Here is a 15,037-nt window from a genome sequence, read left to right on the forward strand (position 1 = left end):
CGTTAACGGTTATAAATTCACGTTTAAGCCCAGGTTAAACACTTTCTGTATCGGATAAGCAAAGCCGTTACCACCCTGCTCAGGGTCCCACATTTTGAAGGGGCTCCAGGTAAGCAGGTTAAGGCCGTTGAAGTAAATGCGGCAATTAGTAAGGTGCATTGCTTTTGATATGCTTTTTGGCAGTGTATAACCCAACTCCACCGATTTAAGCCTCATAAAGCTGCCATCGCGCAACCACCAGGTACTTGGCTGCAGGTTATTAAGCACCGTGGTTGAAGTAGTACCAAGGCGCGGATACAAGGCGTACAGGTCCTGGTGTTCTTCGCTCCAGTGACTATCGGCAAAAGCCTGTAGTACCTGGGTATTTCCGTAGATATAGGGATCATTACTTGGGATGAAAGGACTAACCTTGTTTGGATCGATAAAGAATGATACCCTTGCCTGGCCCTGGAAAAACGCTGAAAGATCAAACCCTTTAAATCCGGTTGAGAAACCGAAACCATAAACAATTTCGGGTGTTTGCGGATAGCCTAAAAAGGCCTGGTCAAGGTAATCTATCTTACCGTCGCCGTTCAAATCGCGATATTTGATGTCACCGCCCTGTGGCAGGATACCGTTGGTACCGTTAGCGCTGAAGATCTGTGTGGGCGAGTTGCGGGCTTCCTGATCGTCAACGAATAAACGCTCGGCAATGTACCCATAGCCACGACTTATAGGCTGACCAATAAAATGCCTCCAGGGCTCTTTATAATCCGGCTCTTCAATATATTTATACCTGTTGGTTGAATAGGTGAAGTTACCCCGGATAGATGCCCATGCACCATTGCTGAAGCTCTGCTTATAATCCAGCGACAAATCAACACCTTTTGAATTTACCTTGCCTAAGTTGGCACTGGTTGTTGATTCCAAACCTTCGCTGGTTGGAGTGTTGGTACGCTCCTGCAAAATGTTATAGCGGTTGTTACGATAAAACTCCGCCACTATGTTGAAGTTTTTCAGGAAAGTGGCTTCAACCGCGATATTGGTTTGTTTGGACGTTTCCCAGGTAACATCAGGATTGGCGTAGTTATTAATGAACACACCTTTACGCTCGTACTGGTTATTGATACCAAACTGGGCATAGTTAGGCCCTGCGTTAAGAGTAACATCCGATTGGTAGAAGAACCTTTGATTGCCAATAGCATCATTACCTACTAAACCATAGCTGGCCCTGATCTTTAAACGATCAAGGATATTAGGGTTCCAGAATTTCTCGTTTGATACCACCCATGAGCCGCCGATGGTTGGGAAAAAGCCATAACGGTGGTTTGCCGAGAAACGCTCCGAGCCGTTATAACCAAAGTTAGTTTCGATAAAATACCTGCTCAGGTAGGAGTAAGTTAACCGGCCCGCCAAACCTAAATTGCGATATGGCAATGAGTAAGGCAGCGTAGTAGTATTTGTTTTTGGGTCCTTGGCACTTGAATAAAGCGTTTGCTGTGCTGTACCAATTAACGTTGAGCTGATATTGTGCCCTTTGCCGAATGGCTTATTATACTCCAGCGCGGTTTGCAGGTAAAAGAACGTATTGGCGTTAGGCTCATTACGGCTGTAGTTCAGATATTCGGTTGCTACGTTGTTGCCTGTAGGCTGCGGGTTAAGCCAGGTTAGGGTGTATTTATTACTATCCTTATCATAGCTGCCAACGTTGTAATAAAAAGGCGAGTAAGCCAGTTGTGAATCAAAGTACGAATACCTGTTGGTGTTGAAGATGCTCTTGAACTTTAAACCATCGGTAATAAATTTCAAATCCTGGTTTAACTCAAACTGGGCCGACATCCTTGACTCCGACGAGTTTTTGTGACCTCTTAGTAAAGCAGCATAGGGGTTATTGTACTGGATACTGTTACTGGTAGTACCTGATGCCAAACCTACGTTACCAAACAAGATATGCTGAGCGTTGGCATTAGCCGCATCGGGCTCAAAATACGCAGGAAATAAAACCGGGCTGGTATGAATGGCCACGTTGTAAAGATCGGAGGCGAAAGAACCATCAGAAGTAATCGGGCCGTTATACTCACTGAAAGTACCCGATAAACGTACTATAACCTCGGTAGTTTTGGTAAGGTTAACATTTACGTTTGAGCGCAACTGGTAGTTTTTAAACTTAACGTTGTTGTTATTGTTATTGCGGATATCCTCGCGCAAAACGCCGTTATCAATATTATATGAACCGGCAATATAATAACGTGCCGTTGGACCGCCGCCACTAACGCTTAAATCGTTGCGCTGTGTGGTAGCCTGCTTTTTGAATAACAGCCCCAGCCAGTCAACCGCCGGATAAACATAAGGGTTACTGCCCGGCGTGTGGTTTATGGTATTAACAGTATTATTAATTTTTGTTTGAGGAAAGGGAAGCGGCAACGTAGGATCACGTGTTAGCGATGCCTCGTTATACAGGTTCATGTACTGGATAGGATCAACCAGTTGTGGGGTTTGTGTTGATTGCGACGAAGAAAACTCCGAACGGAAGTTTACTTTGGCCGGGCCTTGTTTACCCTCTTTGGTGGCAACCAAAATTACGCCGTTTGCACCACGTGCACCATATAAGGCGGTAGCACTCGCATCTTTCAATATCGAAAAACTGGCGATATCATCCACGTTTAAGCGGGCAAGGTCATTGGTTGATAGCTCAACGTTATCAATCAAGATTAACGGATCGCGTTTGTAGCCAAAAGTAGTTACGCCACGAATAAAGAACGAGGCGTTATCCTGCCCGGGCTGGCCGCTGCGCTGATAAGCAATAATACCTGCCGCCTGGCCTGCAAGCGCGTTGGTAAGGTTACTTGCCGGGATTTTTAACTCGCCGGGCTTGATACTGGTAACCGAACCTACCAAGGCTTCCTTACGTTCCTTTTTACCAAAGGCCGTTACCACTACCTCTTCGGCCAGGAGTTTTTGTTCTTTAAGCCTGATGGTGATATGTTGATTATCTGAAGTTACCACCATATGCTGATCGATAAAACCAACAAACGAGATTTTAAGACTGGTACCTGCCGGCACTTCAAGCACAAACCGGCCGTTTATATCGGAGGTTGTGCCTGTGTTTTTAACATTTTCGGCAGTAATGTTGGCGCCGGGTATTTTTACGCCAAGGGTGTCGGTTACCTGCCCCACAACTGTGATCTTGTTTTGCGCATGCACATTAATGACAAAACATGATAGTATCAGAAGCATTAATAACCGACCAATAAAAAGATGGCTTTGCTGCCTGCCCCTCTTCACCGGAAATTGATCATAATTGTAAAATGGTTTCATAAAATTGGGTTCATATAAAGTATTTAGGGTTATTGGCCGGGTTTAAAATTCAACCTGCCCTTAGTTTAAGTCCATAACATTCCTATGTCGGCAGACTTAACCAGGGGTTAAATGGCTAAGCGACCACACCAAAAGGAAAAATTAAATAATGGCTAATAATATCATTTGAGCAAAATGGCTCGATGACTTGCCAGACTTATCCAGGCTCCGTGAATTTTAATTGTAGCAACGACAGTTTCGCCGCATTAAGGGAGTAGCACTTCTTTTCATAATTTTTTGCGTTTGATTTAACTAATTGGTTTTGTAAATCTATAAGTGTGTCGCAAAATTTAAAATGGATAAAACACATAAAAAGATGGATAATATTATCTTTCACAATACTCCATTTCAAAGTGAATTACAGGTATTTAGATAAACTTTCCGGGTCGATTTAATCAAATAAACCTGCACCATTTTTAAGCACTATAAAAAGAAAAAGGCCGCGTCGCGACCTTAGTAAAAATTAACGATATTGCTTTTTTACCATTGCAAAAACCTTTTAGTTATTCTTAAGCCGGTCACGCTCTTCTTTCATACCATTTTCCTGTTTATTACGATTTGCCGATCCGGCGCCACCGAACGACTTTGTATAAGTAAGCTTAATCACCGGGAAACGCCTGGTTTCGGTATTGACAATCACATGGCTTTTTATATCAAAAGCTTCGCGGGTGAGTGTGCCATACCTTACATGGATCTGCGATGCACTTAACACATCGGCTACCGCCAATTGCAGACTGCCACCATTGTTTTTCAACTCCTTTTTGATCCCCGCGTTGATCACCCCGAAACCATCAACCCGGGTTGTACCATTATATGAGAGGGAATTATATTGCCCTGATACTTCCGCCGAAAAACTGTCTGGCAACTTAAACAGCTGGTTAAAATTAAAGGAATAGCCGAAGTATGATTTGCTCAAAGCGTTTAAAGTATAATTTTCCTTAAACTGCCTTAATCCCCCCACAAAACTATAGGTCATTTCCCACCAGTTGCCCACCTTAAACGGGGCATTTACCTGGAAGCTCAGAAAGTTTTGGCGTGACAAGTTTTGAGGCGAGATAAATAAAATATCGTGGTCAGCACTTTCGCTAAGCTGATAACGGGCGATGGCATTATCATCCCGGCTGTAAAGCAATGAGAAACTATAATCGTCGTAGTTATATCCCAGTTTTATATTATTGGTGATAGTTGGTTTCAAAAAAGGGTTACCGGTGTACACCGCGGTTGGATCACTGTAGGCAAAGTACGAGGCCAGGTCGTCATATGATGGCCTTGCTATCCTTTTGGTATAGGATAACTGCAACTCCGAGCGGTCGCCCAGCTTAGCAGTAAAAAGTACCGTCGGGAACAGTTTTCCTAATTTGCGGTTTACGATGTTGCTGCCGGTTTGCGGGTTGTCCATATTGGTATACGAGTATTCATATCGTGCCCCGGTATTCAGACTTGTGCCTTTAGCCAGCTGCCAGTTAAGGGAAAGGTAAGCCGCGCCGATATCCTCCTTCATATAAATATTAGCAGCGGTTTGCATGTTACGCTCCCAAACGCCATTGTTAAAGCTTTCGATACCTGAGGAACTTGAACTACCTGTATGCGTTCCCTTGATGCCTGTTTCCAGTTTTAACAATGATGATAACTGGTTGGCGTAATCAGCCTTGAATACGCCTACGTTGATAGTGGTATTGGCAAATCCGCGCTGTTGTTGAGCGCTTACGCTGTTATCGGCATATACCTGCTCGCCATGTTTGTTGATAAAGGAAGTATTAACTACCGTTGGACCATCGCTGTTGTAATGGATATAATCACCCTCCACACTAATCTTCCCCCCTTCCTTCAGTACCCGCTCCATACTAAGTGAACTTATGAGGTTATCAATACCATCCCTACCGTTAACATGCCCAATATACCTGATCAAAGAATCCGGAAGGACATTGTAACCTGCATTGCTATAGGTATAAGTTGGGGAATGGATATTGTTATAGCTCACATTGCCGCTTAGGGTAGTTTTACTGTCCAGCTTAATATCGGCCCCCAAATTGGCATTATGGTTATTACTTACCCGTTTGGTTTTAGTGTAAAACTCCACTTCGGCATCACCGCCAAGGAAGGGCATATTTTGACTACCCGTGATAAACAGATCGGTATAAGTCCTGTCGTGCTGAAAAGTATAGGAGCCGTATAGGCTAACATTTTGCGTATTGTGATTGAGGTTGATGCTGGCTGTACCTTTTTCGCCCATGCCATAGCCACCGGTTAAAGAATATGAACCGTTAGTTCCCTGCTTTTTATTTTTCTTCATCACAACGTTAATGATCCCGGCGCTTCCCTCGGCATCATAACCAGCAGGCGGGGTGCTCAGCAACTCTATCTTTTCAATATTATCGGCACTGGTACCGTTAAGCAGATTCATGACCTGTGCAAGCGGCATCCGCACCAGCTTTCCGTTAATCATAACTGTAGCACCGCTTTTACCATTCAGGGAGATTCCGTTATCCCTGTGATCGATAGCTACTCCCGGCGAGCGCTCCAATACCTGCAAAGCTGTACTACCTTTGGTAAGCACACTGTTTTCAACGTTTACCACCAATCCGTCGCTGCGTTGCTGGTATAGCGGCTTGCGGGAGCGGATCACCACTTCGCCCAGTTGGCGGGTATCCTCCTTCATTACTATAACCGCAAGGTATTTTACCTCTTTGCTTCCGCTGATAGCGAAAGGTGACGAAAACCAGGTTTGATAACCTATATTACTAAGCTTAAGGCGGTAATTCCCGGCAGATACATCGGCAATATTATAACTACCCTGCTCGGTGGTAAGCATACTTTTAACTGATGAAGAATCTACCGTTTTAATGAGCGATACAGTTGCATATGCTAAAGGCTGACCGTTGACTGTAGTTACCCGGCCAGATACCTGCGCTTTCACCACTTGTAAAAGGCAAATAAATAACAGACTGATACTTAAAGTTTTCATAAGTTTCCACAACCTTTTTAGCGGTTATACCAACAAATAAAAACCGGTTATTAATCTTTAAAAAACTTCAGTGATGAGTAGCCGGGGATAATTGACGAGATACTGAAAAAGCAACCCAACAAGCTTAAAACCTAAACTATATTACCTTTTTAGCTGGTTATACCCCAAAGCTTGCATTTGATCAATTATTTACCCCGCTTGATACAATAACCATGTATAAATCAGTGCTATTGCCGTATCTTTAGGTATGAAGTTGAAAAATCTGTCATGATGAGCAATAATGAAAGGATTTTAATATTCCATCGTGGTGCGGCGGGACTGTCATCCTGAGCTTGTCGAAGGATGCGCGCAGAGGCCCATCCCACCATGCTTCGACAGGCTCAACATGACATCCGTTTTTAACTTGTTACCTAACTATATCATATTTGATATGACCAGATTATCCGTAGATACTTTAAACCAGAACTGGTTGTTTAAATACAAGCTGTACCACATCCCGTTTTGGTGTGTGTACCATTATTTCTGGTTCACTATAGCGGTGGCTAATCCTGTGGCTGCTGCCAAATCCATGTTTTTTTCTGCTTATAGCGTTAAGATGCTGGCTTACGTGGTTTTACAGGCATTTGCGGTTTATTTTAATCTGTACTACCTGATGCCCAGGTATATGAAAAAGGGCAGTCTTACAAAATATGTTATATACCTTTCGTTAACGGCAATTTGCGCGTCGTCACTTATTAATGGCGGTTATTATTTGAGCGCATTCTTCGCGGGCTGTTCGGTTAAAACAATGTTCGGGGTTGATCCGGATAACTTCATGTATTTCTATAATACTTCATTCCCTTCAACCATCGCCAGCATGACCTTAGGCATGAGCATCAAGCTTACTAAAAACTGGCTGCAAACCCAGCATCGCCAGCAATTACTCGAAAAAGAGAAACTGGAAACCGAACTCAAATTCCTCAAGTATCAGTTTAACCCGCATTTCCTGTTCAACAGTATCAACTCTATATTTTTCCTGATCCATAAAAATCCGGGAATGGCGTCTGCTTCCCTTGCCAAATTTTCGGAGTTGTTACGATATCAGCTTTACGAATGTAACGATCATCAAATCCCCCTGGGAAAAGAGCTCACCTACCTCGAAAATTTTATCGAACTGGAAAAGCTTCGCCAAAACAACAACGTGCATGTCACTTTTGAGGCCGATGAACCCATGCCCGGGCATTTAGGTATAGCCCCTTTCATACTCATGACCTTTGTAGAAAACGCTTTTAAACATGTATCAAAAGATGCAGGACAACCTAACTGGATCGGAATTAAACTCGGGTTAACCAATAATCAGCTTGACTTTTCAGTCGCCAACAGTACCTCCAATGAGCCGGGTACCGAAGTATTAGACTACGGTGGCATCGGTCTGAAAAATGTAAAACGCAGACTTGATCTGATCTACCCCGATCTTCATAAACTGGAGATTCAAAATACGGGTAACCGCTTTGAGGTACACCTGCAATTGACTTTGGCCGAACTGGAACAATCGGCCACAACCCTTCAAATGGCTTCATTATGATGAATTGTGTAATAATTGACGATGAACCTTTGGCCCGGGAAGGATTGGCCAGCTATGTACGCGAGGTAGATTTCTTGAACTTAACAGGCACCTGCGAAAACCCGCTTGAACTCATCAAACTGCTCGACCGTGAAGCCATTGACCTGATATTCCTGGATATCCAGATGCCCAAAATGAACGGGATTGATTTTTTAAAGATCATGCAAAAACCACCCATGGTAATCATCACCACGGCCTACCCAAGTTACGCGCTGGAAGGTTTCCAGCTCAATGTGCTTGACTACCTGCTGAAACCCATCACGTTCGATCGCTTTTTCAAATCGGCCAATAAGGCTAAAGATTACCACCGGCTGCTTTGTAATTCGGCCCAGCCCGGCGCGCCGAAAACAGAAACTGATGAGGGATATTTTTTTATCAAATGCGGCAACAAGTATGAAAAGATCTATTTTGATGAGATCCTGTATGTTGAGGGCATGCAGAACTATGTGACCATTTTTACCACTAAAGCCAAATACGTTACGCTGTTAAACCTTAAAAGCCTGGAGCAAAACCTGGATAGTAAATTATTTATCCGCGTGCATAAATCATACATTGTATCTACCAGTAAAATTGATGGTATTGAAGGGAACGATATTTTTATCGGCCAGCATCGTGTGCCCATAAGCCGCAATTACCGCGAGCAGGTGATACAGCAGGTTGTTACCAATAAACTGTGGGATAAAATAAAATTTTCATGATATATTTATATCAGTTTTAAACCTTTATCCGCGTAAAGCCATGGCCAAAAACACCAATAAAACCACCGAAAACGAAAGCAGTGTTGCCGATTTCATTAACACCATAGCGGATGAAACTAAACGCGCCGACAGCTTTAAGCTTGCCAAACTGATGGAGGAAGCCAGCGGACAAAAAGCAAAAATGTGGGGCCCGGCTATTGTGGGTTTTGGTAGCTATCATTACAAATATGAAAGTGGCCGCGAAGGTGACGCGCCACTCATCGCGTTTTCACCACGTAAGAGTTCGCTTACCCTTTACCTTCCAAGCTTTGAGAGTAAAGAACAACTACTGCAAAAGTTAGGTAAGCATAAACAAAGCGGCGGTTGTACACATATTATTAAGTTAACCGATGTTGATGCCGCTGTGCTAACGCAATTGCTTAGCGAATCGTTTAAGCACGCCGAAACAACGCACTGTAAGTAAAAAAATCATTACCGTTGGTTTTAACCAACGGAATAATGAGTAGCAAAAGGGGGCTTCAGCCCAAATCCGCTTGCATAATTAGGCTAAAGCCAGAACTTTTTTCAGCTTTTATTCCGTTGGTTAAAACCAACGGCAATGAATACCCTTCATTTTTAAGCAGCTTTTAAGAAAGTTGCTTTACCAATTTTCCTAATACCTTAAAACTCTCCTCAACCACATCATCAAAAGCTAAACCAAAGCTAATGCGGATAAAATTGTTAAAACGCCCGTCTACACTAAAGATCTGGCCGGGAGCTATACTGATGTTATGCTCCATAGCCGCCTGATAAAGTTCAAAGGCGTTAACCTTTTTATCCAGCTCAATCCAAAGGGCATAACCGCCCTGGGGCCTGCTTATTTTTGTACCCGCCGGAAAGTGTGTCGCTATAGCCTGCGTATACCTCAGGCATTGGGTGTATAGCGCTTTACGTAGGTGCCGCATGTGCAGGTCATACCGTCCGGTTTCAAAAAAATGACCGATAGCTGCCTGCGTGGGGGTAGCGGAGGCTATACTATGCATCATTTTGATATTCAGCACCTGCTCTTTAAACCGTCCGGGTATACACCAACCCACACGGTAACCCGGCGCTATGGACTTGGAAACTGATGAGCACAGGATCACCAGGCCTTCGGTATCATAGCTTTTGCAGGTTCGCGGCCGGCTTTTGCCAAAATAGATCTCGCCATAAATATCGTCCTCAATTAAGGGAACTTGTTTTTTGGCCAGCAGGCGAACCAGTTGTTGCTTGCGTTCATCGGACATGCAAACACCTATGGGGTTGCTGAAATTGGTAACAAACAGGCATACCTTTACAGGCACTTCTTCCATTGCCCGCTCCAGGTATTCCAGGTCGAGGCCGGTATCCGGTTTTACAGGAATCTCCAATACTTTCAAATCGAGGCTCAGCATCACATTGAAAATCCCGAAATAGGTAGGGCTTTCAATAGCGATGGTGTCGCCCGGTTTGGTAAGCGCCCTCAGGCAAAATATCAGTGCTTCCAGACAACCTTGCGTGGTAATTACATCATCTTCGGTAATGTTGCCGCCCCAGTTAAAGGCATTTTTTGCAACCTGCTTGCGCAAAGCCATGTTACCCTGTGGGTTTTCATAAGTAATATTTCCGGTGGGACTGTTACGAATAGACTCGAGCATGGATTTACTGAGCTTAGCCATCGGAATCAAACTCAGAGGTGGGGACGAGCGGGACAACTGTATAACGCTGTCTTCGGACATGTTGCGGTAAACCATGGCAATCATTTCGGCAACGCTAACCTGCTCCGCTTTACTAACCGGGGGCTTGGTTTCCGGCACGCTGGTAAAACGGGCCGGTAGATATTTTACATAATAACCCGATTTGGTACGGGCTTCTATCAATCCCATATTTTCCAGCTCTACGTAAGCCTTATACGCCGTGCTCAGGCTAATACCCTGTTCTTGGCTCAGCATCCTTACCGATGGCAGCTTATCTCCCGGCTTGAGCAGGTTTTGTTTGATCTGTTTTTCTATACGGGCAGCTATCTGCGCATACAAAAAATCATTATCTGTACTGATTACCGGACTTTCCATAGCAAATCTGTTATGCTCAAAATTAAAAAAACTGCATCTGTTTTTCTATTGCCGGATACTTTTATTTTGTATCGATCAAATAATTAAGCACATGGAACTACAGGTTATCAATTATCAGCCCCAACATGCCCCCTACTTTGAAAAATTTAATAAGGCATGGCTTGAAGAGTATTTTACCGTTGAGCCTTTTGATAAATGGGTTTTGGAAAATCCGGATGAGGCTATCATCAAAACAGGCGGAAGCATTTACTTTGTTACTTCAAACCAAAAAATTATTGGAACCGTAGCCCTGCGATATATTGAAGATGGCGTTTATGAGCTCACTAAAATGGCCGTTGATAAAGATTATCGCGGCGCGGGTGCAGGTCAGTTTTTATGTAAAACGGGGATTGATAAAGCCAGGGAACTTGGCGTAAAAAAACTGATATTGTTTTCGAGCAGGGTATTGGAAAATGCCATCCACATTTACCGCAAATTGGGTTTTACCGAAATACCGGTTGAACCGGGCACCTACAAACGTGCCGATATTATGATGGAAATAAATTTTATTAACAACTAATAGCTCAATGAAAGATATACTAACCGAACAGGAAATACACCAGTTAAGGACCGAAACCCGGGGGACCGAGAAAACTATCCATTTTAACAATGCAGGTTCATCCCTGCCGCCCAATGCAGTGGTTGATACGGTGATAGATTACCTGTACGAAGAAGCGCAAAATGGGGGCTATGAAACCGAATACACTTACCGCGAAGAGCTCGAGAACACGTACAACCTGATAGCTAAACTTATTAACGCCCGCAAGGATGAGATTGCCATTGTTGAAAACGCCAGTATTGGCTGGTGGCTGGCATTTAACGGGATTGATTTTAAACCCGGCGATGAGATCATTACCTGCGAAATGGAGTATGTAACCAACCTGATTGGTTTACTTCATGCGCAAAAAACACTGGGGGTCGAGTTTAAAGTGATCCCTAATGACGAGCATGGTAATTTCCCGCTTAAAGCTTTTGAGGAAGCCATCGGCCCTAAAACAAAGCTGATTGCGGTAACGCATATCCCATCCACAGCCGGGGGAATGATACCCATTGTGGAAATAGGCGAAATAGCCCGCAGGCATAATATCCTCTACCTGCTTGATGCCTGCCAGAGCGTTGGCCATGTACCATTGGATGTAGAGGAAATAGGCTGCGATATGCTGGCGGTAACCGGTAGGAAGTATCTGCGTGCGCCGAGGGGTACCGGCTTTTTATATGTACGTAAAGTGGTGCAGGATAAATTAAAACTGTTTTTTATGGATGGCTTTACCACGCAATGGGTAACCGAAACCGATTTTAAACCACGTGATGATGCACGTCGTTTCGAAGTTTATGAGAAAAACCGTGCCCTCACGCTGGGCCTCGGAAAAGCTGTTGAATACGCGCTTAATCTTGGTGTTGAGCGTACCTGGCAGCGGGTACAATACTTAGCAGGGTTATTGCGCGAAAAGCTGAAAGAAGTCAACGGCCTAACAGTTCATGACTTCGGCGATCAGTTATGCGGCATTGTCACTTTCTCTGTAGATGGCTCGGACGCCGCAACAGTAAAAAACAAACTGGCAGAGCGACATATCAATGTATCAGTTGGTAAGGCTGTATCAACGCTTATCTACATGAATAAAAACCATTTGAATAATATTGTAAGGGCATCCGTGCATTACTATAATACTGAAGAAGAGATAGCGGTTTTGTGTGAGGCGCTGAAAGGGATGATTGGCAAAGTTGTTTAATTCAGCAATTGTTACCACTTAAAGATTTTTAAGCTGTTGTTGGCGTTGTCACCAACAACGGCTTAAAAAAACTTTATTAATATTTTCTTTTGATCTTACTTTGCAATACTTAAAAACAGACAGATGCAGGACTGTAACATATTCGAAGTTTGGGAGCAGTATAAGTCGTCATTATACGGATTTATATTAAAACGTGTGCCTGACGAGCAGGAAGCCAAAGACCTGCTGCAGGACGTGCTTCTGAAAAGTTATCAATATTGTTCAAAAGGAAAAACGGTTCTTCATTTAAAGGCCTGGTTATATAAGATCACAAGCAACACCATTGTTGATCATTATAAATCAACCGGGAAATCGCAACCATTGCAGTTTGACCTTATCGATATGGAAAACGATGATTCGTTAATTGGCGAAGCATCAGCGTATATCAAGGCCCTGCTACAACTATTGCCCGAAGATTATGCCATTCCGTTAGCGATGTATGATCTGGACGGCATAGATCAAAAAACAATTGCCGATAAACTTAGGCTCAGCCTGCCAAATACCAAATCACGGATTCAGAGGGCACGGATAAAACTGAAGGAACGTTTTTTAGAATGCTGTGCTGTTGCCTTTGACGAGAACGGCGAGATGATAAGCTTTGATATTAAGCCGCAATGCAAGGAGCTGCAGGCCGAAAAACAACGGCTCAAAAATATTTCCTGATTTTTTGCATCTTTTTGAAAGTTGCCGGTCATAGGGAGCAAATTTTTAAAAATTCCTTTTTATGGAACAGCAATTTAAAGGCAAAACAGCCCTCATAGTAGGCGGCAGTAGCGGTATAGGTAAAGAAACCACCAAACAATTATTACAACAAGGTGCCTCACCAGCGCGCTTTACAATGTTGACGGTGGCGTAATGACGGGTAGGAACTAAGCATATTTTAATTAGAGTTAATAAGCGCCCACACTCACCGTATTAACCGGTAAGTGTGGGCGCCTCTGTTAAAACGCAGTTGATTTCGAATCCTTTATTTTAAAATCTTTTTCCCGATCGCGTAATTAACGTTGCCAAACAGGCCGCCGGTTAGCTATATTAGCGGCCTAAACCACGTGCGTTTTGAAGGAAATCCGCGATAAATCAGGAGAGTTTTTACTTGGGCTGAAAGAACCACAGGAAGATATTTTATGTACACCTGCCCAGTTTTCAGAATATACCGTTTACCTGGTTCCTGAAGGTTCAGGTATTTTCCATGCTGATTTTGGTGCTTTTCCTTTTACCGGCCCGGTGTTGCTATTTTCAACTCCGCTTCAGATCATTTATGTAGATGAATGCCACGCTGTAAAAAGCAATTTATTGCAGTTCCACAGCGATTTTTACTGTATTGAGTACCACAGGGAGGAAGTAGCCTGCAACGGACTGTTATTTAATAACATTTATCTTGATCCTATTGTTGCGCTTACCCCGCAGGATGTAAAAGTTTTTGAGCTGCTGCTTATGCAGATGGACGACGAATTTATGCAGCCGCAACCGTCTGAAATTGTATTGAGGGCATACCTTCAGCTTTTTTTGGCCAAAGCCAGCAGTATCAAAATAAACGCCATCAATACCGATCAGGATAAGCCTCAGAAAGATGAGCTGATGGAGAAATTCCGTACACTGCTCAATCAGCATTTTCTTGATCTGCATAAACCATCAGATTACGCGTCATTACTGGCCATATCGTCTGATACCTTAACCAGACGCTGTACCAAATACTTCCATAAGTCACCATCCCAGCTTATACAGGAGCGGCTCATCCTCGAAGCCAAAAAACAGCTTCACCTCACTCGGCAAAGCATTAAAGAAATTGCCTATAACCTTAAATTTCAGGACGAATTCTACTTCAGCCGGGTATTTAAAAAATTCACCAAAGTATCGCCGCAAACATTCCGCGATAAAACAGGAATTTCCATCGTAGCGGATTTGTACAAGTAAAACCCTTTTTTGTCCATGTTGGGGGAGTACGTGGCGTTGTAATTTTGCTTCATCAAAAAACAACAACATGAAAACTTCAATAATAAATACCATAGCAAACCTTGATCAGCTTGGTAAAAAAGCCGTTCGTTTCGGCATCGTAGTCGTATTCCTTTGGATAGGCGGTCTTAAATTTTTCACTTATGAGGCCGATGGTGTAGTACCCTTTGTGGCTAACAGCCCGGTGATGTCATTCTTCTATAATCACCCAGCCGAATACAAAAAACACGTAAACAAAGAAGGTGAACTGATTGCAGCCAATCACCAATGGCATACTGAAAATAACACTTACGGTTTTTCCGTTGGATTGGGAATTTTCCTGGTGGCCCTGGGTATTTTAGTTGCCCTTTATAAAGTTGTACCAATACCAAGTATGATTGCCAGCATCCTGGTATTTATCATGACCCTGGGTACATTATCTTTCCTGATCACTACGCCCGAAAGCTGGGTACCACACTTAACCGATAATCAATGGGGCTTCCCTTACCTGTCAGGCCGCGGCCGTTTGGTAATCAAAGACATCGTGATCCTTGGTGGCGCTATCGTCACCATGAGCGAAACCGCCCAGCTTTATCTTAAACGTAAAACAACAGGTAAATAATCTT

12 protein-coding genes are annotated in these 15,037 nt (G+C 43.5%); 9 read left to right on the forward strand and 3 right to left on the reverse strand.

The annotated features are described in order from the left end of the window. Window positions 1–9: 9 nt before the first annotated feature. Window positions 10–3,297, reverse strand: coding sequence for a SusC/RagA family TonB-linked outer membrane protein (locus tag DUL71_RS16125; protein WP_244228774.1), 3,288 nt, complete (start codon window positions 3,295–3,297; stop codon window positions 10–12). 538 nt (window positions 3,298–3,835) lie between these two features. After that, window positions 3,836–6,301, reverse strand: coding sequence for a TonB-dependent receptor (locus DUL71_RS16130; protein ID WP_114939056.1), 2,466 nt, complete (start codon window positions 6,299–6,301; stop codon window positions 3,836–3,838). A 430-nt stretch (window positions 6,302–6,731) separates the two neighbouring features. Here DUL71_RS16130 and DUL71_RS16135 point away from each other — a divergent pair, with 430 nt between their 5' ends. Genes DUL71_RS16135 through DUL71_RS16145 form a run of 3 tightly spaced genes read left to right on the forward strand, consistent with a single transcriptional unit; the run spans window position 6,732 to window position 9,065 of the window. Further along, complete coding sequence (locus DUL71_RS16135) at window positions 6,732–7,865, forward strand: sensor histidine kinase (protein ID WP_114939057.1); 1,134 nt, start codon at window positions 6,732–6,734, stop codon at window positions 7,863–7,865. Then, window positions 7,862–8,602 (forward strand): LytR/AlgR family response regulator transcription factor, encoded by a 741-nt coding sequence (locus tag DUL71_RS16140; protein WP_114939058.1) that lies wholly within the window; start codon window positions 7,862–7,864, stop codon window positions 8,600–8,602. Before DUL71_RS16135 ends, DUL71_RS16140 begins: the two co-directional genes overlap by 4 nt. 40 nt (window positions 8,603–8,642) lie before the next feature. Further along, window positions 8,643–9,065, forward strand: a complete 423-nt coding sequence (locus DUL71_RS16145; RefSeq protein ID WP_114939059.1) for a DUF1801 domain-containing protein — start codon at window positions 8,643–8,645, stop codon at window positions 9,063–9,065. A 163-nt stretch (window positions 9,066–9,228) separates the two neighbouring features. Here DUL71_RS16145 and DUL71_RS16150 read toward each other — a convergent pair whose 3' ends face one another. Next, window positions 9,229–10,671: an aminotransferase-like domain-containing protein gene (locus tag DUL71_RS16150; RefSeq protein ID WP_114939060.1), complete on the reverse strand. Its 1,443-nt coding sequence runs from the start codon at window positions 10,669–10,671 to the stop codon at window positions 9,229–9,231. Between the two features lie 91 nt (window positions 10,672–10,762). Between DUL71_RS16150 and DUL71_RS16155 the strand changes: the two genes are divergently transcribed. From DUL71_RS16155 to DUL71_RS16180, 6 genes are all read left to right on the forward strand, one after another. Next, window positions 10,763–11,230, forward strand: coding sequence for a GNAT family N-acetyltransferase (locus DUL71_RS16155; protein WP_114939061.1), 468 nt, complete (start codon window positions 10,763–10,765; stop codon window positions 11,228–11,230). A 7-nt stretch (window positions 11,231–11,237) separates the two neighbouring features. After that, complete coding sequence (locus tag DUL71_RS16160; protein ID WP_114939062.1) at window positions 11,238–12,440, forward strand: aminotransferase class V-fold PLP-dependent enzyme; 1,203 nt, start codon at window positions 11,238–11,240, stop codon at window positions 12,438–12,440. Window positions 12,441–12,563: 123 nt separating this feature from the next. Continuing rightward, entirely contained in the window at window positions 12,564–13,142 is a 579-nt protein-coding gene (locus DUL71_RS16165; protein ID WP_114939063.1) for a sigma-70 family RNA polymerase sigma factor, read from the forward strand. Window positions 13,143–13,203: 61 nt separating this feature from the next. Then, complete coding sequence (locus DUL71_RS32190; RefSeq protein WP_114939064.1) at window positions 13,204–13,335, forward strand: SDR family oxidoreductase; 132 nt, start codon at window positions 13,204–13,206, stop codon at window positions 13,333–13,335. 200 nt (window positions 13,336–13,535) lie between these two features. Continuing rightward, window positions 13,536–14,393: a helix-turn-helix domain-containing protein gene (locus DUL71_RS16175; protein WP_114939065.1), complete on the forward strand. Its 858-nt coding sequence runs from the start codon at window positions 13,536–13,538 to the stop codon at window positions 14,391–14,393. A gap of 67 nt (window positions 14,394–14,460) precedes the next feature. Beyond that, the gene (locus DUL71_RS16180; protein ID WP_114939066.1) at window positions 14,461–15,033 is read left to right on the forward strand and encodes a DUF417 family protein; all 573 of its coding nucleotides are present in this window, start codon (window positions 14,461–14,463) and stop codon (window positions 15,031–15,033) included. Window positions 15,034–15,037: the final 4 nt, after the last annotated feature.

It is taken from the genome of Mucilaginibacter endophyticus (assembly GCF_003351025.1).
GTDB classification, from domain to species: domain Bacteria; phylum Bacteroidota; class Bacteroidia; order Sphingobacteriales; family Sphingobacteriaceae; genus Mucilaginibacter; species Mucilaginibacter endophyticus.

Bases quoted from the DNA above. Each gene is read 5' to 3' on its own strand.
- DUL71_RS16180 (WP_114939066.1), top strand. From the start codon at position 14,461: ATGAAAACTTCAATAATAAATACCATAGCAAACCTTGATCAGCTTGGT.
- DUL71_RS16150 (WP_114939060.1), bottom strand. From the start codon at position 10,671: ATGGAAAGTCCGGTAATCAGTACAGATAATGATTTTTTGTATGCGCAG.
- DUL71_RS16165 (WP_114939063.1), top strand. From the start codon at position 12,564: ATGCAGGACTGTAACATATTCGAAGTTTGGGAGCAGTATAAGTCGTCA.
- DUL71_RS16135 (WP_114939057.1), top strand. From the start codon at position 6,732: ATGACCAGATTATCCGTAGATACTTTAAACCAGAACTGGTTGTTTAAA.
- DUL71_RS16160 (WP_114939062.1), top strand. From the start codon at position 11,238: ATGAAAGATATACTAACCGAACAGGAAATACACCAGTTAAGGACCGAA.
- DUL71_RS16125 (WP_244228774.1), bottom strand. From the start codon at position 3,297: ATGAAACCATTTTACAATTATGATCAATTTCCGGTGAAGAGGGGCAGG.
- DUL71_RS16155 (WP_114939061.1), top strand. From the start codon at position 10,763: ATGGAACTACAGGTTATCAATTATCAGCCCCAACATGCCCCCTACTTT.
- DUL71_RS16140 (WP_114939058.1), top strand. From the start codon at position 7,862: ATGATGAATTGTGTAATAATTGACGATGAACCTTTGGCCCGGGAAGGA.
- DUL71_RS16145 (WP_114939059.1), top strand. From the start codon at position 8,643: ATGGCCAAAAACACCAATAAAACCACCGAAAACGAAAGCAGTGTTGCC.
- DUL71_RS16130 (WP_114939056.1), bottom strand. From the start codon at position 6,301: ATGAAAACTTTAAGTATCAGTCTGTTATTTATTTGCCTTTTACAAGTG.
- DUL71_RS32190 (WP_114939064.1), top strand. From the start codon at position 13,204: ATGGAACAGCAATTTAAAGGCAAAACAGCCCTCATAGTAGGCGGCAGT.